The following is a 23,852-nucleotide window of genomic DNA, read 5'->3' on the forward strand; positions in this document are numbered from 1 at the left end:
GTTAAAAAATTTATTTATTGAATTAAGGGCTCAACATCAACTATAACTACTATCTAAGAACCAAAACTATTATGAAAACCAAAGGAACCAATTATTTCATATCGCTCATAACGCTGATCGCAGCATTAGGAGGATTTTTATTCGGTTTTGATATGGCTGTTGTCAGCGGAATTATCGAACCATTAAAAATGCAGTACGGCTTATCATCAGCACAAGAAGGATTGTTTGTTTCCTGTGCTTTATTAGGTTGTATTGTCGGCGTAGCTTTTTCGGGTTATTTAAGTGATAAAATCGGAAGAAAAAAAGTATTGTTTGTTTCAGCCATATTATTTTTAATCAGCGCTGTAGGTTTTGCATTTTCAGAGGAATATTCAATATTAATATTATTCCGTGTTCTTGCCGGAATGGGTGTAGGAGTAGCCTCGAATGTTTCACCGCTTTATATTTCAGAAGTAGCGCCTTCTCATAAACGCGGACAATTAGTTGTATTTTATCAACTTGCCATAACCATTGGAGTTTTAGCAGCATATATCAGCAATTTTTTCCTTCAAAAGTATGCAGTATCACATTCAACGGAAGGTCATGGTTTACTTCATTGGTTGTTTGTTGAAAATGTTTGGCGCGGAATGTTTATTGTTGGTGTAATTCCTGCAGGAGCATTTTGTTTGTTATTGCTTATAGTTCCAGAAAGCCCGCGTTGGCTGGTGCAATTCGGACTCGATGAAGAAGCTTTTAAAATACTAAATAAAATAAATGGAAACGAAAAAGCCCAATTAGAACTGCATTCTATTAAAGAAATGGCAAGTCAAAAATCGGGCGGCATACAAGAATTGCTTCGTTTGCCTTTACGAAAACTACTGATTTTGGCAATGGTACTTACGGCTTTGTCACAGTTCAGCGGAATTAATGGCGTTATTTTTTACGGGCCTACAATTTTAAAATCTGCAGGAATAGTAACCAGTGACGCTTTGTTTTACCAAGTAATATTAGGATCTGCTAACGTACTTTTTACTTTTATTGCCATTTCAAAAGTAGATACGTGGGGACGTAGACCTTTATACATTGTAGGTTCGTTATGTGCCGCTTTTGCATTGGCTTTAACAGGTTTTTGTTTTATGATGAATATTACAGGCTGGTTTATGCTGTTTTGCATCATTCTATTTCTTTTGTTTTTTGCCTTCTCACTTGGACCATTAAAATTTGTAATCTCAACAGAAATTTTTCCAACACATATTAGAGGAACAGCCTTGTCTATCTGTATTATGACTATGTGGGTATCTGATTGGCTGGTGAATTTGTTGTTTCCTATAATGAGAGACGGATTAGGTATTGCAACAACATTTTTCATCTTCTCCTTTTTCTGTATTCTTTCTTTCGCTTACGCCAAAAAGAAACTATTTGAAACCAAAGGAAAAAGCCTTGAAGAAATTGAGAAATCTTGGAATTTAGATGTAAAAGCAGAAGGACTAAAAGAAATTGAGAAAGCATAAATTGTATTTATAAAAATGTGTAGCGTCCAACTTTAGCTGGATGAAAACAATAAAATTTAGATTAGTGGCTTTAGCCAAAAGACAAAAGTTTGGCTAAAGCCTGAATCTAGAATCAATTTTACCCTCCAGTTAAAATTGGAGGCAATTCAAATGTTTATGTGTTTAGGACAATTAAGTCCAAAAGATTAAACCAATAATTTACTATTTGAAGCTTCATTTTATACTTTAAATATTATGAAAAAGAACGTACTACTATTTATACTTTTAGTTTTTAACCTTACAACTTGGGCGCAGCAAAAGCCCAACGTAATTGTAATTTATGCAGACGATTTGGGTTATGGTGATTTAAGCTGCTACGGTATGTCGAAAATCAGTACTCCAAATATTGATAAACTGGCGAAACAAGGATTGCAGTTTACCAATGCGCATTCGACTTCAGCAACTTGTACACCTTCTAGATTCGGATTACTTACAGGCAAATATCCGTGGAAACAAAAAGGAACTGGAATAGCTCCAGGAGACGCCTCATTAATTATTCCCACGAATGAAGCGACTCTTCCTTCAATGCTTCAAAAGGCAGGTTATACTACGGCTGTAATTGGTAAATGGCATTTGGGATTAGGAAAGAACGGAATTGATTGGAATAAAGAAATTAAGCCCGGACCAAAAGAAATTGGTTTTGATTACTCGTTTATTATGCCAGCAACTTTAGATAGAGTTCCGTGCGTTTATGTCGAAAACGGCAGAGTAGTAAATCTTGATCCAAAAGATCCAATAACGGTAAGTTATAAAGAAAAAGTTGGCAATGATCCAACAGGCAAAGAAAATCCAGAACAATTGCGAATGAAGCCTGATCCAGGTCAAGGACATAACGAAACAATTGTAGACAGTATCAGCCGAATTGGATATATGAGCGGCGGTCATAGTGCATACTGGAAAGATGCTGATATAGCTGGCGATATTACGAAAAAGGCAATCAGTTTTATATCAAAAAATGCTTCAAATCCATTTTTCTTGTATTTCGCAACTGGCGATATACATGTACCTCGTTATCCTCATAGTATGTTTAGAGGTAAAAGCGGAATGGGGCTTAGGGGTGATGCCATATTGCAACTGGATTGGACGGTAGGTGAAATAGTAAAAGCATTAGATAGTCTGAAACTTAGTCAAAATACACTGATTATTTTTAGCAGTGATAATGGGCCTGTTGTAAATGACGGCTATATGGATAAAGCGGTTGAAATGTTAGGAAGTCATAAACCAACAGGACCATTACGCGGAGGAAAATATAGTGCGTTTGAAGCAGGAACAAGGGTTCCGTTTATTGTAAAATGGCCGGCAAGTGTTCAGCCTGATAAAAAGACGGCAGTATTGTTAAGTCATATAGATCTATTCTCTTCTTTAGCAAAACTCACAGGACAGCCATTGCAAAACGATGACGCTCCAGATAGTTTTGATATGCTAACACAACTAACAGGTAAATCTAAAAAAGACCGATCTTATTTAATTGAACAAGGCGGACCGTTATCGATCATTCAAGGAAAGTGGAAATACATTGAGCCCTCAAAAGGCCCACGTATTGATCGTGATGTAAATATCGAATTAGGCAATGATCCGCTGCCTCAGTTGTATGATTTGAGTAAAGATATAGGAGAAAAAAACAATTTAGCATCGCAATATCCTGATGTTGTAGTAAATCTTTCAGCGTTACTAAAATCCAGCAAAGAATTGGAAATAACAAGACCATAATTGATTAAAACATATGAACTTTAAAAAACAAAATATAAGCAGACTATTTCTTTATTTTTTGCTGCTTTTCGTAACACAATCTCTTTTTGCTCAAAAAGAAGTTCCTTTTTTTGGAAAAATAAATTGGATTAATGGTTTCGGAAAAGAAATTACAGGAGAGAATATTACGTATAATTCGGCTTTTCAAGATTATGCAACTGTTGCACTTTTAACGAGAACGACAGATGGAAATAAAACAATAGAATGGGAAACAGCTCCCGTTCCAAAAGTTATAAAAGACGATTATGTATATTTCAGCTGGGTTGCGGGACATTCTTCAGGATCTAGCAGCGGAGACAGAAATTTTGATTTGTATGTGGATGGAAAAAAGATTTTGACTTTTACGACTTTACCTAAAAATCAAAAAACGAACTGGATTTTTAAAACAAATGACGGATCAGCATTAGCATTTCAGCAAATAAAATTAGATGGAGCAAACGACTCTCAAGGATATGCATTCTTGCGTCTTCCCGCCAATAAAGTAAAACCCGGAAAAGCTGTTCGAATAAAAATTGTTGGTCAAAAGCAAAATAGCAACGATTGGTTTATGACTTTCAAATTTGCATTTGAAGAAAATGTAAAAGTAACTCCAATGCCTTTTCTTTTAAAAGATGGCACACAAACGCTGGCTTTAAGTGTTTTGCATTTTGGTAAAGACGAAATTGTAAATGTAAAAATCAACGAAAAAGAAAATTACACTTATATCGCAAAAGATGGAATGAACAATTTTGACATTCCGATTAAAGCAGTTACAAAAGACGAAAATGTAAAAGTGCAGGTGAAACTTGCAGGCAAAACTTTTATTGATAACTTTTTTGTTGTTAAACCCATTGTTTACAGAGAATTTCACTTACTACATCATTCACATACTGATATTGGTTATTCGCATTTACAACCTGAGATTGTAAAAGTGCACAATAAAAATATTGATGATGCACTCGAAATGATCGAAAAAACAAAATCGTATCCAGAAGAAGCAAAATTCAAATGGAACATAGAATCGATTTGGGCAGTCGAAAATTATTTGAAAGTTGCGACACCGACTCAAAAAGAGAAATTTACAGCGGCAGTAAAAAATGGTGACATTCTGCTTTCGGCATTATATGTAAATATGCTTACCGGAATGAGTCAGGCCGAAGAAATGTTTCATTACACAGATTATGCCGCTAAACTGCGCAAAGACTTTGGTTTTACCATAAACAGCGCAATGATTTCTGATGTACCTGGATTTGCTTGGTCAACGGTAACGGCACTTTCAAAAGGAGGTGTAAAGTATTTTTCTATTGGATCTAATTTTATGGGATTAGATCATCCGTATAGGGGAGACAGAGCAGGGCATTTTCTAAAAAATTGGGGAGACAAACCTGTTTGGTGGACGTCGCCATCTGGACAAGAAAAAGTATTGTTTTGGGCTGGAGCCAAAGGATATTCGTCATGGCATGGCATGCAGCCGGGCGATATTTATGAAAGAGGAGCTAAGAAAATTGCAGATTATTTAAATGAATTAACAGCCAATAATTATCCATATGATATGGTGCAATGGCGTTTTAATATTATTGCAGACAATGCTCCAATAGAACCTAATGCTTCTGATTTTGTAAAAAAATGGAATGAAAAATATGCTTCTCCAAAATTAATTCTCAACACTGCCGATAAAATGTTTGAAGCATTTGAGAAAAAGTACGGCGATAAAATACCAACTGTAAAAGGCGATTTGACGCCTTATTGGGAAGATGGAGCACTTTCGACAGCTGATGAAGAAGGAAAAAACAGAGTTAACAGTTTACGTTTGCAGCAATTAACGACGCTTTATACCATGTTGCAGCCTAAAAAGTACGATCAACAGAATTTTTATGAAGCTTGGAGAAATATTATAATGTTTCATGAGCATACTTGGGGTGCACACAATAGTATATCTGACCCAGATTCTCATTTTGTAACCGAACAATGGCGGATAAAAAAACAGTTTATGCTTGATGCTGATACAGAGATTAATGCATTAGAAAAAAACTTATTTGAAACCATAAGCAATTCTAAATCTAAGAAAATTGCCGTTTTCAACACATCATCTTGGAAAAGAACCGGATTGGTACTTATTGAAACAACTGTAAAAGGAAAATCTGTGAAAGATGCAAGCGGAAAAATTACACCATTACAGCAATTGAGCAACGGAAAATATGCTTTTATCGCAACCGATGTTCCTGCTTTTGGAACTGCATTTTATGAAATTACAGATAAAACAAAATCAGATTTTAGTAATCAATTTGTTTTAGGAGATCATTCTTTGTCGAACGGAAAAATTGAGTTTGGCTGGGATAAAAACAACGGAAGTATTACAAATTTAAAAACGATTTCAGATTATAATTATGCGGGCGATTTCAATAAACAAGGTTTAAATAGTTATTGGTACGTTCCCGGTTTAAATCCAGAAGAAGTTCAAACGAATACAAATGTTCAGGTTAAAACTTTGGAAAGCGGACCTGTAGTAACATCAGTTTCAATTATATCTGATGCGCCGGGAGCTAACAAATTGGAACGAATTATTTCGCTTTACAGCGGAAGTAATCAAGTATTGATACATAATATTTTAGACAAAAAAGCTATTCGTACCAAAGAAGGAGTTCATTTTGGATATCCATTCAACACACAATTAACAAAAACTACGCTTGATGCAGGTTATGGAACAATTGAGTTTTTGAAAGATCAATTGGCAGGATCAAATATGGATTTTCTTTATGGAAGAAGATGGCTCGATGTATCATCAGGAGATAAAGGAGTGCAATGGATGCTTTTAGAATCTCCTTTGGTCGAACCAAACAGTATGGTTGACGAACGAAAAGAGGTTGTGCCTAATTATAAGGAATGGAAAAAAACAGAGAAGCCAACTTCTACATGGTTCTCATATGTAATGAATAATTATTGGCACACCAATTACAAAGCGGATCAGAGCGGCATTGTGAACTTTAAATATGCACTTCGACCTCATGAAACAACAGATAGAGCAGTAATGGAAAAAGAAGCCGCAGAGTTTACACAGCCACTGATTGCAATGACTGTAAATGAAGATGTAAAACTGCCTGTAAATTTATTCGAATTGACTAATTCTAGAATAGTGGTAACTAGTTTAACACCAAATCAAGATGGTACAATATTAATGCGTTTATTCAATCCAGAACAATCAGAACAGGAAACCAAATTTGTATGGAAATCTTTGCAGCCAAAAGCAATTATAGATAAAACAACTGGAGCTGAAAAAACAAAATCTACTGAAATTAATATGACAGGAAGCGGTGTTTCAGAATTTATACTGAAAATATAAAATCAGTTAAAATCAGCATCAGAGATTTATCGTTCTAATTTTAAAAAAATGCCTTGATATTAAATTTAAGATATATGAAAACAATTTCAAAGACAATAATATTGTTCGCAATGTTTATTTCGCTTTTCTCTTGTTCAAAGAAAAAAGATGATTTTAATGCAACAGCTTGGGTCGATCCGCAGATAGGTTCCGTGCATGGACGTTGGTTTTTTTATACGCCAGCCTCATTGCCTTTTGGAATGGCAAAATTGGCTCCGCACACTAATGCTTACGGAAGCGGTGGAAGCTGGGCACCTTGCGGCTACGACGATCGTCATAATTCGATTGAAGGCTTTGGACATTTTCACGAGTTTCAAATTGGCGGTTTAGTTGCAATGCCCATAACGGGAGAATTGCAGACTACACCTGGAACTTTAGAAAAACCAGAAACAGGATATCGATCAACATTTGACAAAGAAGAAGAATATGCTGAACCTGGGTATTACTCTGTTTTCTTAAAAGAATATAAAATCAAGGCAGAATTAACAGCTACAGAAAGAGTAGGATTTCATCGTTATACTTTTCCTGAATCTGGAGCATCACATATTATCTTTGATATTGGTCATCGTCAGGGCGAAAGCAGCGGTGTTACCGAAGCAGAGATGAAGCTTTCTGGAAAAAATACTTTAGAAGGAACGATCGAAACGTTTCCTGAGTATTTGAAATTCTGTGATCCAGAAAAACGAGTGAAAATGTATTTTGTAATTCAGCTTAGTAAAACGCCGAAGTCCTTTGGTTCATTTGTAGAAGATAAAACATTTGACGGTCAAAAGGAAACTAAAGGAATTGGAAACGGAATGTATATCAATTTCGCTACCAAAAAAGGAGAAGTTGTCGAAATGCAAGTGGGACTTTCGTACACAAGTATTGAAAACGCAAAATTGAATTTGAAAGCTGAAGCGACTGGACAAACTTTTGATGCTGTAAAAGAAACAGCTCACGAAAAATGGAATGAAAAGTTAGGACGAATTAAAGTAGAAACAAAAGACAGCATCAATAAAGTAAAATTCTACACAGGTTTATATCACGCTCTTCTAGGACGCGGGTTAGCAAGCGATGCTAAGGGAACTTATCCAAGACATGATGGAAAAATAGGTCAAATACCATTAGATGAAAATGGAAAACCAAAATACAATCATTACAATACAGATGGAATTTGGGGCGGATTTTGGAATTTAGGACAGCTTTGGGCTTTGGCGTATCCAGATTATTTGAGTGAGTATCTTCAATCTAATATTGATTTTGCAAAAGAAACGGGCTGGTTACACGATGGAATTGCAGCTGGAGCGCACGCAAATGGTGTACAAACAAATTGTTTTGGTTTGATGATTGCAGCGGCTTATAATAGTGGCATTCGAGATTTTGATGTAGAAGAAGCTTATAAGATTGCATATAAAAACGAAACAGGCTATAGTAAACGTCCATTTGGTTCAGGAAAATACGATTTAGCCTATTTTGTAAAAGAAGGATACATTCCATCAAAAGATACCACACTTGCAAATGGATGGGTATTTAATTTTGGCGCGTCACATACTCTTGAATTTGCCTATACATCTTATGGAGTTTCTCAATTTGCAAAAGCTTTAGGCAAGACAGAGGATTATAATAAACTAACAAAACAAGCAGGAAACTGGAAGAACATTTTTGATCCAGAAACCAAATTTATTCGTCCAAAATATGAAAACGGAAAATTCATAGAAAATTTTAATCCAATGGAAGCTTGGAGAGGATTTCAGGAAGCAAATGCCTATCAATATACTTGGTACGTACCACAAGATCCTGCAGGATTAATCAAAATTTTAGGTTTGGAATTATTCAACAAACGTTTGGAAACCACGTTTAATGAAAGTCAAAAATCGACTTTTGGCGGAGGAAAAGGAATTGACAGTTTCTCAGGCTTAGAAAGGTTGTACAATCACGGAAATCAGCCATGTCTCCATCATTCTTTTTTGTTTAATTATTCTGGAAAACCTTGGCTTACACAAAAATGGTCGCGCGCTATTTGCGAAGAGTTCTATGGCGCAGAACCACTTCACGGTTACGGATTTGGACAAGACGAAGATCAAGGACAATTGGGAGCTTGGTTTGTAATGGCTTCAATGGGATTGTTTGATGTTCAGGGACATGCAGCCATGAATCCAACATTTCAGTTTGGAAGTCCATTATTTGATAAAGTGACCATTAAACTCGATCCGAAATATTATAAAGGCGAGGAACTTATAATCGAGACTAAAAATAATTCGAAGAAAAACAAATACATTCAGTCAGCATCTTTCAACGGAGAAAAAATTGAAAATGCCTGGATTGATCGCAAAAAACTAACCGATGGTGGAACCTTATTTTTTGAAATGGGAGTAAAACCAAATACCAAATGGGGAATTAAGACACCTCCGCCGTCAATGAGTACAAGTGAATGAGTTTTTAAAACTTTTTAATGGAGATTTTATTTAAACACATTAAAACATAGTTTTTTTGATAATCATTTGTCAGGCTGAGCGAAGTTGTTGTCAGGCTGAGCGGAGTCGAAGCCCACGTGCCAATTGGAACGCCCTTCGACTTCGCTTAGGGTGACAATTCACAAACCAATTATGTGAAAAATATGTATTTCTTTTTGTACTCATTATTTACAATCTCGATAGCTATCAGACTATTTGGTTAACAACAACAACAACAACAAACCATAAACTAAAAACAACAAATAATAATTCCAATTTAAATAAACATGAAAAAAATACTTTCATCAGCAGCGGCACTTGCTTTTATGCTGACTCTTACAGCACAGCCAAAAATGCCGATTGACAAAAAATTGTCGGAGAAAATCAAGAACGATCAAAATATGACGTTCGTAAAAAAGAAAGCTTTAGAAGTAATTAAAACTGGTGTAAATGCTGGTGACGGTTATCGCGAAGTATGGATTCGCGATTATAATACCTTTATTGAATTAGCCGCACAAGTCACTAAAAAAGAAGATATAAAAGAGAATCTGCTAGTGTTTTTTAGAATGCAGGGCGATGACGGAAACATTATTGACGGTTATACTCCTAAAGAACAAATTGGTGCTGGAGAAACTGATTTTTCGTATTCGAAATTAGAACCAAGATATGCAGCTCATAAAAATACAGTTGAAACTGACCAAGAAACATCTTTGGTACAAGCAGTTTACAAATACATTCAGTTAACTGGCGATAAATCTATCTTAGCAGAAAAAGTTGGAGATAAAACCGTTGCAAAAAGGTTAGAATGGTCTATGGACTTTTTAATGAAAAACCGCTATACAACAAAATACGGCTTAATTACAGGTGCAACAACAGCAGATTGGGGCGATGTACAGCCAGAAGAAGGTTACGGAGTTGATCTTGATGGAAATACGCATATGGCTTGTGATATTTACGACAACGCCATGTTTATAGTTGCTTTGAATAATATGATGGAGATACTTCCGTCAACTAAAACCAAATGGCAAAAAATCAAAACTGACGTTGCTAAAAACACAAGAACTTATCTTTGGGATGCTAAAAATCAAAAATACATTCCGCATTTGTATTTAAATGGTTCGCCATTTCCAGCAGATTTTGATGAGAATAATATCTTCTATTTCGGAGGGACAACTGTTGCAATGGAAGCAGGATTATTGAGCAAAGCAGAAGTAAAAGCTTCGCTTGACGAAATGGTAAAAAGAGTAAAAGAAGCTGGAGCACCATCTATTGGTTTAACCCTTTATCCACCTTATCCTAATGGTTTTTTTGTAAACAAAATTATGAATCCAGTTTACAGCTATCAAAATGGCGGCGATTGGACTTGGTTTGGAGCAAGAACAATTCAGCAATTAATTAAATACGGATATGTGGAAGAAGCTTACAGAGAAGTACAGCCAATGCTGAAACGAGTAAAAGACAATAACGGTTTCTACGAATGGTATTCGATAAAAAATGAACCAAGAGGATCAGGAACTTTTAGAGGCGAGGCTGGAGTTTTATACACCGCAATTGTAATGTTTGAAAATCTGAATAAATAATAAAATCAGAGAAAGGTGAAGTAGATAAGATAATTATCAACTTCACCTTTTTTATAGAGCAGGATTTAATAGAACCTTAATTTAGGATTGTATTTATGTAAGTGAGATATTTCGTAAGAGATATCTTTTTTTATTTTTTAACTTAAAATAAGGGCAATTGCAACTTAAATTTAGATAAAATCGGAGTATTATTTTATCAAAAAGATATTCTATCTTTAAATTTCTGAAATATTTCAAATAAAGTAATAAAGAAGAATGTTTATTCTTTGAAGTAAAGTAAGTTAAGGTTTTTTAAAACAATTGGCATAACTGAATTGTATAGTCATTTGTTTTAATTGATAAAACGATTTAGTAAAAAAGAAACTCGATAATAAAATTTAAAAACTCAATAATGAATTGCTTAAAAAATTACCGATTTGTACTGTTTTTTTGTTTCTGTGTCGGAATTACTTCTGCGCAGCAAAAAACATATCCTTATAAAAATCAAAATTTATCGATAGATAAAAGAGTAGACGATTTACTAAAACAATTGACGATTGAAGAGAAAATTTCTTTATTAGGTTTTGAAAGCAAAGCTGTTAAACGATTAGATATTCCGCAGTATAATTGGTGGAACGAATCGCTGCATGGAGTAGCACGAGCAGGGAAAGCAACTGTTTTTCCGCAAGCTTTAGGAATGGCAGCTTCTTTTAATGATAATTTATTAAATGAGGTAGCAAATGCCATTTCAACCGAAGCCAGAGCCAAAAATAATATGGCTGTAGCCAAAGATCGTCGTTTACAATATATGGGACTTAATTTCTGGTCGCCAAACATCAATATTTTTAGAGATCCGCGTTGGGGAAGAGGACAAGAAACGTACGGTGAAGATCCTTTTCTAACAGGAAAAATGGGAACCGCTTATGTAAAAGGTTTGCAAGGAACAGATCCAAAATACATGAAAGCGGCAGCTTGTGCCAAACATTTTGCAGTACACAGCGGCCCTGAAAAAAACAGACATTCGATTGATGTGATTGTAGATGAGAAAGATTTGAGAGAAACTTATTTGTACGCTTTCAAAAAATTAGTTGATGCCAAAGTAGAAACCGTAATGTGTGCTTATAATCGTGTAAATTCAGAACCTTGCTGCACTGGTAAAACATTACTAAAAGATATTTTGCGAAATGAATGGAAATTTGGCGGTCATGTTGTTACCGATTGTTGGGCTCTTCAGGATATTTACGAAAGCCATAAAACCCTGCCAAACAGCGTAACTGTTGCTGCTGAAGCAATTAAAGCGGGCGTAAATATGGATTGCAGCGGATTATTACAAAAAGATGCGATTAATGCGCTAAATCAAAAATTAATTACTCAAAAAGATATTGATAACGCATTAACACCAACTTTACGTACACAGTTCAAATTAGGATTTTACGACAAAGCAGAAGATAATCCGTATAGAAAATATGGTATAGATAGTATTGCCAATACGTATCACAGAAATCTAAGCCGAAAAATGGCAGAACAAAGTATGGTTTTGTTGAAGAACGGTGAAGTGGGAGAAAAGAAAACAAAATTGCTTCCGCTAAAAAAAGAAGATTATAAATCGATGGTTGTCGTTGGGCCAAATGCTGCGTCACTAGATGCTTTATTAGGTAATTATCACGGAATTACAGATAAAGCCGTAAATTTTGTAGAAGGTATTGCAGGTGCTGTAGATCCTGATACTCGTGTAGAATATGATATGGGCTGCGATTTTACAGATACAAAAAACTTTGGTGGTGTTTGGGCAGCTTCTATGGCTGATTTGACGATTGCAGTAATTGGTTTTACTCCAGTTTATGAAGGCGAAGAAGGCGATGCTTTTTTAGCTGACGGAAAAGGCGATAGAAAAAACATGGATTTACCAGCGTCGCATATTGCATATATAAAAGCACTTCGTAAAGGAACTAAATCGCCGCTTATAGCAGTTGTAACAGGCGGAAGTGCCGTTGATATTTCGGCAATTGAGCCTTATGTAGATGCAATTGTTTTTGCGTGGTATCCTGGAGAACAAGGCGGAACTGCTTTGGCAAATCTTCTTTTTGGAAAAGTTTCTCCATCAGGACATTTACCGGTTAGTTTCTACAAATCGTTCAGCGATTTACCAGATTATAACAGTTACGCAATGGCAGGAAGAACGTATCGCTATTCTGATAAAGAGGTACAATATCCGTTTGGGTTTGGTTTAAGTTACAGCACTTTTGGCTACAATTGGGTTCGACAGCCTAAAACAGTCAAAATGAATTCAAACGAAATTTCAATGCAAATCGAAATTTTTAATACAGGAAATTATGATGCTGATGAAGTTGCTCAGGTATATGTAGAATATCCAAACGTTGATAGAATGCCGTTGAAAGAACTGAAAGCTTTTAAACGCGTTTCGTTGGTTAAAGGAAAATCAAAAACAATCACATTGCAAATTCCATTGGAAGAGCTTCAAAAATGGGACGAGACTACAAAACAATTTAAGATCTATGAAGGAAACTACACATTGAAAATCGGTTCGAATTCAAGAGATACAATGTTGGAAGGTAGTTTTGAGATTGTGAAGTAGAGAGATTATAGAAGAAAGAGTAAAGAGTAAAGAAGCTTTGTTCTAGTAAAAATTCGTAAAAATTAGTGTCATTCGTGGCAAAAAAAACAGATGTTACCACATATTGATATATCAAATTAAAATAATATGAATAAAAATTTAAAAGCAACATTATTTGCGATTTTAGGCCTTTGCTGCCTGCAAATACAAGGACAGACTAGTAAACAAAATTTGACACAATATGTAGATCCGTTTATTGGAACAGGATTTCACGGACACGTTTTTATGGGCGCAAATGTTCCCTTTGGAGCAGTTCAATTAGGACCAGTAAATATTTCACAAGGTTGGGATTGGTGTTCTGGTTATCATTATTCTGATCCAACAATTATTGGGTTTTCGCACACGCATTTAAGCGGAACTGGAATTGGTGATCTTGGAGATTTACTTTTTATGCCTGCTGTTGGTAAAATCAATCTGAAAAAAGGAACTGCCAAAGACATGGAAAATGGTTATATCTCAGGTTTCGATCATAAAGATGAAGTAGCAAAACCGGGTTATTATTCTGTTATTTTAAAGAAAAACGGAATTAAAGCCGAAATGACAGCTTCTGAAAGAGTTGGTTTTCAGAAATACACTTTCCCAGCTTCAGATAAATCACATATCGTTTTAGACTTAGTGGAAGGAATTGGCTGGGATAAAGCAGTAGATACTTATATCAGAGTAAAAAATGACACCTTGATCGAAGGATATCGTTTCTCGAAAGGCTGGGCGCCGGATCAACGTATTTATTTTGCAGCAGTTTTGTCAAAACCAGCTAAGAAGATCCAATTGTATAACAATACAAAAGAGATGATTAATAAAGTGGTTTTGGGAGATAGTGCCAAAGCAGTACTTCAGTTTTCGACTTTAAAAGATGAAGTGATTAAAATTAAAGTGGGAATTTCGGCAGTAAGTACAGAAAACGCTTTAATGAATATTAAAAAAGAAATTTCAGGCTGGAACTTTGAAAAAGTGGCTGTTCAAGCAGATGAAAAATGGAATAAAGAGTTGAATAAAATTGTGGTAAAATCGAAAGATATTGCTAAAATGAGAACATTTTATACAGCTTTATATCACACTATGATTGCGCCGTCGATTTACAACGACAGTAATGGTGATTATTACGGTTCAGACAAACAAGTGCATAGAGCGGCAGGATTTACCAATTTAACTACATTTTCGTTGTGGGATACTTATAGAGGAGCAAATCCTTTGCTTACGCTGACACAAACCGATAAAGTTTCGGATATTATCAATTCGATGCTGGCGATTTATAAAGAAACAGGACATCTTCCGGTTTGGCATTTAATGGGGAATGAAACCTATTGTATGCCTGGAAATAGTGCAATTCAGATCGTTGTTGATGCGTATTTGAAAGGTATTAAAGGAATTGACGGAGAATTAGCATTCGAAGCTGTAAAAGCAACAGCAATGCAGGACGATCGCGGATTGAATTTCGTGAAAAAAATAGGTTACATTCCTGCAGATAGTTTGAGAGAATCAGTAGCTATTGGTATGGAATATTCTATCTCTGATGGAGCAATTGCAATGATGGCAAAAAAAATGGGCAAAACCGAAGATTATAATTATTTCATTAATCGCTCAAAAGCCTACAAAAAATATTACGATCCTTCGACCACTTTTGTACGCGGAAAAGTAAGCGATACACAATGGAGAACACCTTTTGATCCGTTTAAATCAGCACACATGAAAGATGATTTTGCCGAAGGAAATGCATGGCAGTATACTTGGTTAGTGCCTCACGATGTAGAAGGATTAATAGCTATGCTTGGCGGAGAAAAATCATTTACAAAAAAACTGGATACTTTGTTTACAATAACAGGCGATATGGGAGCAGAAGCTTCTAGTGATATTACAGGTTTGATTGGGCAGTATGCACACGGAAACGAGCCGAGCCACCACATTACATATTTGTATAATTTCGTAGGACAGCCATGGAAGACAGCCGAAAAAGTACGTTATATTGTAGATAATTTATATAGTGACAAACATGATGGATTGTGCGGAAATGAAGATGTTGGACAAATGTCGGCTTGGTATATTTGGAGTGCTATGGGAATGTATTCTGTAAATCCATTCAATGGAATTTATGTTTTCGGAAGCCCAAGCATGGACGAATCAACATTGAATTTAGCTGATGGAAAAAGCTTTACTGTAAAAGCATTAAACAACAGTACAAAGAATATCTACATTCAAAAAGCGACTTTAAACGGAAAACCTTATACGCAGAGCTATATTCTTCATTCGGATATTATGAAAGGCGGCGAGTTAATTTTTACGATGGGAGATAAACCTTCTAAAACTTGGGGAGTTGCTGTGAAAGACAGACCTTATTCTGTTAAATAATATTGAATTTATAGTATTGAATCGTTTGGTGTAAATATTTTTAACACATAGAAACATAGATTTAGAATTCTTAGAAAAGGCGTTTCACTTGTTTAAAATACACATAGTTTGCTATGTGAATGAATAGCGTCTAGTTTAGCTGGATGTTAATAGTAAGATTGAGATTTAGGGCTTTAGCCAAAATGTATAAGTTTGGCTAAAGCCCTTTTTGTTGCCAATTTTATTTCTCCAATTAAAACTGGAGGTAATTCAATCATTTAAAAAAGATATAGATAGAATTAAAAATCATAAAATCTGCTAGATCTGTGGAAAAATTATCAAACAAAATAAATTAGAAAATGAAAAGAAGAGATTTACTAAAATATATTGGTTTAACAGCTGGTACTGTTGCGTTAACGGGTTCAACTTCTATTATTTCTGCAGCAGAAAAAAACAATAAATCTAAAAGAGTTTTGCGAATTGCGCATATTACAGATGTGCATATTCGACCTGAAGAAAATGCTCCAGATCGATTTATAAAATGCTTAGAAGAAATCAAGAAACACAAAGTCGATTTTTTTCTCAATGGCGGCGATTCCATTTTTGCAGCAGACTATGATAATATTACTCGCGAAAGAGTAAATGAACTATGGAAAATTTGGAACGATACAACTAAAGCAATCAGCAGTTTTGAATTGCACAGTTGTCTCGGAAATCACGATATGTGGTGGGCAGCGCCAAACAAACAAGATACTATGTATGGGAAAGATTATGTTGTAAAGCAATTAGGAATCCCAAACCGCTATTACAGCTTTGATAAAAAAGGATGGCACTTTGTGATTTTAGATAGTAATAACGGCGGAGGTTCATTAGATGATGAACAGCGTTTATGGCTCGAAAAAGATTTACAAAATATACCTGTTGGTACGCCAGTTGTCTGCATGAGTCATTTTCCTATTCTTGCCGTTTGCACACATGTTGACGGAGGAAATCATACCGATTCTAAATATATCAGTGATCTTTTTTATAAACATAAAGATAAAAAGATTACGTGTTTAAGCGGGCACATTCATTTAAAGGATGAAGCCGTTTACAACAATGTACATTATTATTGTAATGGTGCTTTGAGCGGCTTTTGGTGGGAACCAGGAGATAAAGATTCAGCAGGGAAATCCTATTACAAACAAACACCTCCAGGTTATGCGATTATTGATCTTTTTGAAGATGGATCAGTTACAAATCAATATTACCCGCATTCTTTTTAAATGCAGCTTTTTTGTTTAAAATTATCATAATAGACAATTAATAATTAAACAAGGGTAATATTGAATTAATAATTATACTTCAAGTATTATATTTTTATAATCGTAAAAAAGTATAATTTTAATAAAAAGCATATGGCATTAATAACGCAGTTAGATGTTCAAAAAGAGGCTGGTACAAAAGAAAATAAAAAATGGCTTTTTCCTTTTATATTAGTTACCAGTTTATTCTTTTTCTGGGGATTTGTACACAATCTAGATCCAATACTTATTCCGCATTTACGAAAAGCATTTAATCTTACAGACTTAGAATCGTCTTTGATCGACTCTTCAGTTTTTATAGCCTATTTCGTGATGGCATTGCCTGCGGGTTACATTATGCGAAAATACGGTTATAAATCAGGTATTATGATTGGGTTGGTTTTATTTGGTATTGGTTCAATTTTATTTGTCCCAGCCGCCAATTCATTGCAGTACATTTACTTTTTAGGAGCTTTATTTGTTATCGCCTGCGGACTTACTTTTTTAGAAACAGCTGCAAATCCATATGTAACTATTCTGGGACCAGCAGAAACAGCAACTAAAAGATTAAATTTCTCCCAATCTTTTAACGGATTAGCTGCATTTATTGCTCCGGCTTATATAGGGCCAATGATCCTATCGGGTAAAAATCTGACCCAAGCTCAAATGGATGCTATGGCTCCTGCCGAATTACACGCTTATGTTTTAGAAGAAGCAGCAAGTGTAAAAATGCCGTATTTAGTTTTAGGACTAATTATTCTGGCAGTAGCAGTTTTGTTTTATTTTACGAATATGCCGGATGTAAAAGATGAAGATAAAGAAGGAGCTGACGGCGCAAGTTTTGCCGGAGCCTTGAAATCACTGCGCTTACGTTGGGGGATTTTAGCGCAGTTTTTTTATGTAGGAGCCCAAGTTTGCGTTGGAAGCTTTTTTATTAAAATGGCAACAACTTCTGCTGGACTTGCAGAAGGTGTTGCAGCCAAATATTTAGGTTTTTTTGGCTTGGCATTTATGCTTGGGCGATTTGCAGGTACATTCTTCATGCAGTACATACAACCTAGAAAATTATTAATTATTTATGCCATTATTAATATTGGCTTATCAATAGTAGCCATAACAGGAACAGGAATGTTAGTGGTTTATACTTTAATAGCGATAGCGTTTTTTATGAGTATCATGTTTCCAACGATTTTTTCAATGGGAATTGAGGGACTTGGACATAACACAAAAATTGGTTCTTCATTAATCGTAATGTCAATTGTTGGCGGAGCATTGCTTCCTCCAGTTTTAGGATTGATTTCGGATATTACAGGAAGCATTCAGTATGGTTATGTCGTTCCATTGACGTGTTTCTCGGTAATTCTATTGTTTGCATTTAACGGACATAAAACAAATAAAGCATAAATTCTATTTATATAATATGTTAGAAAACGGAAGTAAAAGATTGGTTATAAAAATGCACCCAGACGATAATGTACTGGTGGCTTTAACAGATTTGTCTAAAGGAGAAAGTGTAGTTTTTGAGAATGAAACTTTCCTTTTACAGGATACAATCAAGGCAAAGCATAAGTTTTATACAGCCAATTTGAGAGCGGGAGATGAAATTATTATGTACGGCGTTTTGGTTGGAAAAGTACAATGCGATGTTGCCAAAGGAAGTCTAATGACGACTGAAAACCTTAAACATGCGGCTGAACCTTATAAATATCGTGATGTTGATTTTGAATGGCAAGCGCCAGATGTTTCAAAATATAAAGACAGAACTTTTAAAGGGTATAAACGAAATGACGGTCGTGTAGGAACTGCAAATTATTGGTTATTTGTGCCAACAGTATTTTGTGAAAATAGAAATTTGGATGTAATACGCGAAGCTTTACATAACGAGTTAGGATATTCTGTAAGTGATAAATACACTCAGTATACTCATGCTTTACTTCAAGCTTATAAGAATGGTAAAAGTTTAGATTCAATTGATGTGCAATTGACTCCAGAACCTTATACAAACAAAGTTTTTAAAAACGTAGACGGAATAAAATTTTTAAATCATCAAGGAGGCTGCGGAGGCACTCGTCAAGATTCGGCTACCTTAAGTGCGTTATTAGCATCATACGCAAATCATCCAAATGTTGCAGGTATAACAGTGCTTAGTTTAGGGTGCCAGCATTTACAAGTACAGGATTTTACAAACGATGTCAAAAAACAAAATCCGTCCTTCGATAAACCTTTATACATTTTTGAGCAGCAACAATCAAAAAGTGAAGAACAATTAATTGCAGATGCTATCAAAAAAACATTTGAAGGATTAATTGAAATAAACAAACAAGAACGAACTCCAGCATCTTTGAGTGAATTATGTTTAGGAGTTAAATGCGGTGGAAGTGATGGTTTTAGCGGAGTTTCGGCAAATCCAGCAGTAGGTTATACATCAGATTTATTGGTGGCTTTAGGAGGTAAAGTATTACTGGCAGAATTTCCTGAATTGTGCGGGGTAGAGCAAAATTTAATTGATCGTTGTACATCAGAACCAGTAGCTAAAAAATTCATCGATTTAATGCAGTCTTATGATGCCTTAGCGCATAAAGTAGGCTCAGGATTTCATATGAATCCTTCACCGGGAAACATCAAAGACGGATTAATTACAGATGCCATCAAAAGTGCCGGAGCAGCAAAAAAAGGAGGAACTGCTCCAGTAATTGATGTTTTAGACTATACAGAACCTGCAACAAAAGCAGGCCTAAGCTTAGTTTGCACACCCGGAAACGATGTGGAAGCAACAACTGGAAAAGCAGCTTCTGGAGCAACATTAATTTTATTTACCACAGGTTTGGGAACTCCAACAGGAAATCCAGTTTGTCCAGTAATTAAAGTAGCGACAAACTCTGTTTTAGCAAAGAAAATGAGTGATATTATTGATATTGATTGCGGCCCGATTATAAGCGGTGAGAAAACCATTGAAGAAATGGGAGAAGATATTTTAGAATATTGCATTAAAGCTGCCAGTGGTGAAATCATTCCAAAAGCAGTCTTACTAAATCAAGATGATTTTATTCCTTGGAAAAGAGGGGTATCATTGTAATAATTATAAATCGTAACTCTCAATATCTAATAATCTAAAAGATCAAAAAATCTAATCATATGTTTTCATTACAAAACAAAAAAGCAGTAGTTACTGGCGGCGGAAGCGGAATAGGGAAAGCCATTTCAGTTTTATTTGCAAAACAAGGAGCGGAAGTTCACATTATCGAATTAACTGAAGAAAGTGCTAAAAATGCCGTTGATGAAATTAAAGCAAATGGAGGAAAAGTATTTTCACACGCTTGTAATGTTGCGAACCAACAAGAAGTTACAGCTGCATTTGAGAAAATTGGAAATATCAATATTTTGGTAAATAATGCAGGAATTGCTCACGTAGGTAAAGTAGATACTACTCCCGAAGCCGATTTTGACAGAGTGATGAGCGTGAATGTAAAAGGCGTATACAATTGTTTGCATGCTTCTATACCACAATTTAGAAATTCTGGCGGAGGTGTTATTGTAAATATGGCTTCGATTGCAGCGTGGGTGGGTATATCTGATCGATTTGCTTATTCTACAGCCAAAGGTGCTGTAATGGCAATGACTTTATCGATAGCGAGAGATTATATGAACGAAAATATTCGTTGTAACTCTATTTCACCAGCACGCGTACATACACCATTTGTAGATGGATTTATTGCCAAAAATTATCCAGGTCAAGAAGCAGAAATGTTCGAAAAATTATCAAAATCTCAGCCTATCGGACGTATGGCAAAACCAGATGAAGTTGCAGCTTTAGCTTTGTTTTTATGCAGCGATGAATCTGGTTTTGTTACCGGTTGCGATTATCCTATTGATGGAGGATTTATAAAATTAAATAACTAAGTTACAATGAAGGTCGCTTTATTCATACCCTGCTATATAGATCAATTTTACCCAAATGTGGGTATTGCGGCCTTGCAATTATTAGAAAAACTGGGGTGTGACGTTACTTTTCCTTTGGAACAAACCTGCTGCGGTCAGCCAATGGCTAATAGCGGTTTTGCCAATTTAAGTAAAGGCTGCGATAAGAATTTTGTAAAAAACTTCACAGGATTTGATCATATAGTAGCTCCATCTGGAAGTTGTGTTTTGCATGTAAAAGAACATTTGCAGGATTTAGAGAATCCGCAAGCAGCATTACACATTCGTAATTCAGTTTATGAACTTACAGAGTTTCTAACAGATGTTCTAAAAGTAGAAAGCATTAATGCTAATTTTCCATTTAAAGTGGGCTTACACAATAGTTGTCACGGACAAAGAGGATTACATCTTTCATCAATGACAGAAAGAGTACTGCCCGAGTTTTCGAAACCCGAGCAATTACTAAAAATGGTAAACGGTATCACTTTAAGTAAACCCAAACGAAATGATGAATGTTGTGGTTTTGGAGGTACTTTTTGCGTATTTGAAGAAGCAGTAAGCGTAAAAATGGGTAAGGACAGAGTAAAAGAGCATGAAGACAATCAAGTAGATTATATTACCGGAGGAGATACCAGTTGTTTAATGCATTTAGAAGGAATATTAAAACGACAAGGAAGTAAAACAAAAACTATTCATATTGCCGAAATATTAAATAATGGTTTATAAGTAAGAGATTAGAAAATTTCTTCGATTTAAATCGAGGAAGTAAATGATATAGTCATCATTAATTGCATATTCAAAATAATGAATAAAATTAAATTATTTACGCTTTTAGTACTTGTATTATTTGTTGATTCAGTTTGTTTGGCACAGAAGAATCAACCCATAAAACTATGGTATAAACAGCCAGCCGCGAAATGGTCTGCTGAGGCTTTACCTATTGGCAATGGACGGTTAGGAGCCATGTTTTTTGGTGGAGTAGAACGAGAAGTTATTCAGTTTAATGAACAAAGCCTTTGGTCGGGAGATAACAACTGGGATGGTGAATACGAAACAGGTGATCATGGATTTGGTTCATACCGCAATTTTGGAGAAATTATAATTGATTTTACAGACAAAAGTGCTTTTTCTAATTATTCTCGCTCACTTGATATTTCGACTGGGATTCATCAAACCGAATTTGTTCAAAATAAAGTAAAAGTCAGCCGTGAAGGTTTTGCCAGTTATCCAGATCAAGTAATGGTTTTTGAATATAAAGCTAATGGGAAGAATGTTTTTTCAGGAACTATTTCTCTTAATTCAGCTCAAGGAGCAATAAGCAAAGCTTCGATGAGCAGTATAAGTTTTATAGGAGAAATGCCAAATAATCTAAAATATGCAGCCAAACTGTTAGTACAAAATAAAGGAGGAAAAATACGCTTTGAAGGTGAAAATTTGATCTTTGAAAACTGTAATTCATTGACATTGATTTTAGATGCCCGAACAAATTATAAACCAGATTATAAATCAAATTGGCGAGGAGAAGATCCTATGCCGCGTATTGAAAAAGAATTGTCAACTGCAAAAAGCAAAGGTTACGAAAAACTTAGAGCAGCTCATTTAAAAGATTTGAGTTCGATACTAATGCGCGTTTATCTCAATATAGGAAGCTCTGATGCAGTTACTTCAACTTTGCCAACCGATGAACGTTTAAAAAAATATGCAGCTGGCGGAGTTGATCCTGATTTAGAAGAAACAATGTTTCAATATGGACGCTATTTATTAGCAAGCAGTTCTCGGCCTGGAGGCTTACCAGCAAATTTGCAAGGTTTATGGAATGACAGCAACACACCTGCATGGGCAAGTGATTATCACAACAATATCAATATTCAAATGAATTATTGGGGAGTCGAATCGACTAATTTATCAGAATGTCATTTGCCCTTGATTGATTTTATCGTTGCTGCTCAAGAACCGTGTCGTATAGCTACCCGCAAAGCTTTTGGAGAAAAAACACGCGGCTGGACAGCTCGTACCAGTCAAAATATATTTGGCGGAAATGGCTGGGAATGGAATATACCTGCAAGCGCTTGGTATGCACAGCATGTCTACGAACATTGGGCATTTACTAAAGATAATGATTATTTACGTCGTACGGCATATCCTATTATTAAAGAAGTTTGCGAATATTGGGAAGATAATTTAAAAACGATGCCAAATGGACAATTAATGGTTCCAAATGGATGGTCGCCTGAGCATGGTCCGCGTGAAGATGGAGTAATGATGGATCAGCAGCTAGTTTGGGATTTGTTCCAAAACTATCTAGACGCAGCCAAAGCACTTAGCATTGATAGTGATTATCAAAAGAAAGTGGCTGATATGCAAGCTCGTTTAGCACCAAATAAAATTGGAAAATGGGGACAGTTGCAAGAATGGCAAGTAGATCGCGATGATCCAAATGATGAGCATCGCCATACATCGCATCTTTTTGCGGTATATCCAGGACGTCAAATCAGTAATACTATTACACCCGAATTAGCGAAAGGAGCTGTACTTTCATTACGCAGCCGAAGTGGAAATTTTGGAAAAAATGAAAACACACCTTTTACTGTTGAGTCTACTGTTGGTGACAGTCGTCGTTCATGGACTTGGCCTTGGCGTTGTGCGATTTGGGCGCGTTTGGGTGAAGGAGACCGTGCAGCCATTATGCTTCGTGGATTGCTTACATACAATACTTTACCTAATTTATTTTGCAATCATCCGCCGTTTCAATTAGATGGAAATTTCGGAATTACTGCTGCTATGGCAGAAATGCTTATTCAAAGTCAAACAGACAAAATTCAATTGCTTCCTGCACTCCCAAAGAATTGGAAAAAAGGAGAAGCAAAAGGTTTATGTGCTAGAGGCGGGTTTGAAGTAGATATGAAATGGGACGAAGGTAAGTTGGTGAGCGCAAAAGTACTCTCAAAAGTTGGTGGAGTTTGTAAATTACAAAATGGCAGCAACAATATTGAAATCACAACACAGCCAGGTAAAAGTTATACGTTTAATGCAGAATTGAAAGAGATTAGTAAGAAGTAAT

13 protein-coding genes are annotated in these 23,852 nt (G+C 35.5%); all 13 read left to right on the forward strand.

What is annotated here, in order from left to right:
* Positions 1 to 71: 71 nt before the first annotated feature.
* The 13 genes from B0A75_RS14460 to B0A75_RS14520 all read left to right on the forward strand — a co-directional run bounded on the left by B0A75_RS14460 (position 72) and on the right by B0A75_RS14520 (position 23,851).
* Positions 72 to 1,490: a sugar porter family MFS transporter gene (locus B0A75_RS14460; RefSeq protein WP_089054990.1), complete on the forward strand. Its 1,419-nt coding sequence runs from the start codon at positions 72 to 74 to the stop codon at positions 1,488 to 1,490.
* A gap of 234 nt (positions 1,491 to 1,724) precedes the next feature.
* Positions 1,725 to 3,239, forward strand: a complete 1,515-nt coding sequence (locus B0A75_RS14465; RefSeq protein ID WP_089054991.1) for a sulfatase family protein — start codon at positions 1,725 to 1,727, stop codon at positions 3,237 to 3,239.
* A 13-nt stretch (positions 3,240 to 3,252) separates the two neighbouring features.
* A complete protein-coding gene (locus B0A75_RS14470; RefSeq protein ID WP_089054992.1) occupies positions 3,253 to 6,597 on the forward strand; it encodes a glycoside hydrolase family 38 N-terminal domain-containing protein in 3,345 nt (1,114 codons plus the stop codon).
* Between the two features lie 74 nt (positions 6,598 to 6,671).
* Positions 6,672 to 9,053 carry a GH92 family glycosyl hydrolase gene (locus B0A75_RS14475; RefSeq protein WP_089054993.1) on the forward strand — a complete coding sequence of 794 codons (2,382 nt, stop codon included), beginning with the start codon at positions 6,672 to 6,674 and terminating at the stop codon, positions 9,051 to 9,053.
* A 305-nt stretch (positions 9,054 to 9,358) separates the two neighbouring features.
* Positions 9,359 to 10,651 carry a glucosidase family protein gene (locus B0A75_RS14480; RefSeq protein WP_089054994.1) on the forward strand — a complete coding sequence of 431 codons (1,293 nt, stop codon included), beginning with the start codon at positions 9,359 to 9,361 and terminating at the stop codon, positions 10,649 to 10,651.
* A gap of 391 nt (positions 10,652 to 11,042) precedes the next feature.
* The gene (locus tag B0A75_RS14485; RefSeq protein WP_089054995.1) at positions 11,043 to 13,226 is read left to right on the forward strand and encodes a glycoside hydrolase family 3 N-terminal domain-containing protein; all 2,184 of its coding nucleotides are present in this window, start codon (positions 11,043 to 11,045) and stop codon (positions 13,224 to 13,226) included.
* Positions 13,227 to 13,352: 126 nt separating this feature from the next.
* Positions 13,353 to 15,611: a GH92 family glycosyl hydrolase gene (locus B0A75_RS14490; RefSeq protein WP_089054996.1), complete on the forward strand. Its 2,259-nt coding sequence runs from the start codon at positions 13,353 to 13,355 to the stop codon at positions 15,609 to 15,611.
* A gap of 338 nt (positions 15,612 to 15,949) precedes the next feature.
* Positions 15,950 to 16,855 (forward strand): metallophosphoesterase family protein, encoded by a 906-nt coding sequence (locus B0A75_RS14495; RefSeq protein ID WP_089054997.1) that lies wholly within the window; start codon positions 15,950 to 15,952, stop codon positions 16,853 to 16,855.
* A 132-nt stretch (positions 16,856 to 16,987) separates the two neighbouring features.
* Positions 16,988 to 18,277: an L-fucose:H+ symporter permease gene (gene fucP / locus B0A75_RS14500; protein WP_089054998.1), complete on the forward strand. Its 1,290-nt coding sequence runs from the start codon at positions 16,988 to 16,990 to the stop codon at positions 18,275 to 18,277.
* A 16-nt stretch (positions 18,278 to 18,293) separates the two neighbouring features.
* Positions 18,294 to 19,949: a UxaA family hydrolase gene (locus tag B0A75_RS14505; protein ID WP_089054999.1), complete on the forward strand. Its 1,656-nt coding sequence runs from the start codon at positions 18,294 to 18,296 to the stop codon at positions 19,947 to 19,949.
* Positions 19,950 to 20,008: 59 nt separating this feature from the next.
* Positions 20,009 to 20,773, forward strand: a complete 765-nt coding sequence (locus tag B0A75_RS14510) for an SDR family NAD(P)-dependent oxidoreductase (RefSeq protein WP_089055000.1) — start codon at positions 20,009 to 20,011, stop codon at positions 20,771 to 20,773.
* A 6-nt stretch (positions 20,774 to 20,779) separates the two neighbouring features.
* Complete coding sequence (locus B0A75_RS14515; RefSeq protein WP_089055001.1) at positions 20,780 to 21,517, forward strand: (Fe-S)-binding protein; 738 nt, start codon at positions 20,780 to 20,782, stop codon at positions 21,515 to 21,517.
* A gap of 78 nt (positions 21,518 to 21,595) precedes the next feature.
* Positions 21,596 to 23,851, forward strand: coding sequence for a glycoside hydrolase family 95 protein (locus tag B0A75_RS14520; protein ID WP_089055002.1), 2,256 nt, complete (start codon positions 21,596 to 21,598; stop codon positions 23,849 to 23,851).
* Position 23,852 lies beyond the last annotated feature (1 nt).

Origin of the sequence: Flavobacterium oncorhynchi, from assembly GCF_002217355.1 — a bacterium.
Taxonomy (GTDB): Bacteria; Bacteroidota; Bacteroidia; order Flavobacteriales; family Flavobacteriaceae; genus Flavobacterium; species Flavobacterium oncorhynchi.

Coding starts and splice junctions, on each gene's coding strand:
- B0A75_RS14460 (WP_089054990.1), top strand. CDS start 72: ATGAAAACCAAAGGAACCAATTATTTCATATCGCTCATAACGCTGATC.
- B0A75_RS14465 (WP_089054991.1), top strand. CDS start 1,725: ATGAAAAAGAACGTACTACTATTTATACTTTTAGTTTTTAACCTTACA.
- B0A75_RS14470 (WP_089054992.1), top strand. CDS start 3,253: ATGAACTTTAAAAAACAAAATATAAGCAGACTATTTCTTTATTTTTTG.
- B0A75_RS14475 (WP_089054993.1), top strand. CDS start 6,672: ATGAAAACAATTTCAAAGACAATAATATTGTTCGCAATGTTTATTTCG.
- B0A75_RS14480 (WP_089054994.1), top strand. CDS start 9,359: ATGAAAAAAATACTTTCATCAGCAGCGGCACTTGCTTTTATGCTGACT.
- B0A75_RS14485 (WP_089054995.1), top strand. CDS start 11,043: ATGAATTGCTTAAAAAATTACCGATTTGTACTGTTTTTTTGTTTCTGT.
- B0A75_RS14490 (WP_089054996.1), top strand. CDS start 13,353: ATGAATAAAAATTTAAAAGCAACATTATTTGCGATTTTAGGCCTTTGC.
- B0A75_RS14495 (WP_089054997.1), top strand. CDS start 15,950: ATGAAAAGAAGAGATTTACTAAAATATATTGGTTTAACAGCTGGTACT.
- fucP (WP_089054998.1), top strand. CDS start 16,988: ATGGCATTAATAACGCAGTTAGATGTTCAAAAAGAGGCTGGTACAAAA.
- B0A75_RS14505 (WP_089054999.1), top strand. CDS start 18,294: ATGTTAGAAAACGGAAGTAAAAGATTGGTTATAAAAATGCACCCAGAC.
- B0A75_RS14510 (WP_089055000.1), top strand. CDS start 20,009: ATGTTTTCATTACAAAACAAAAAAGCAGTAGTTACTGGCGGCGGAAGC.
- B0A75_RS14515 (WP_089055001.1), top strand. CDS start 20,780: ATGAAGGTCGCTTTATTCATACCCTGCTATATAGATCAATTTTACCCA.
- B0A75_RS14520 (WP_089055002.1), top strand. CDS start 21,596: ATGAATAAAATTAAATTATTTACGCTTTTAGTACTTGTATTATTTGTT.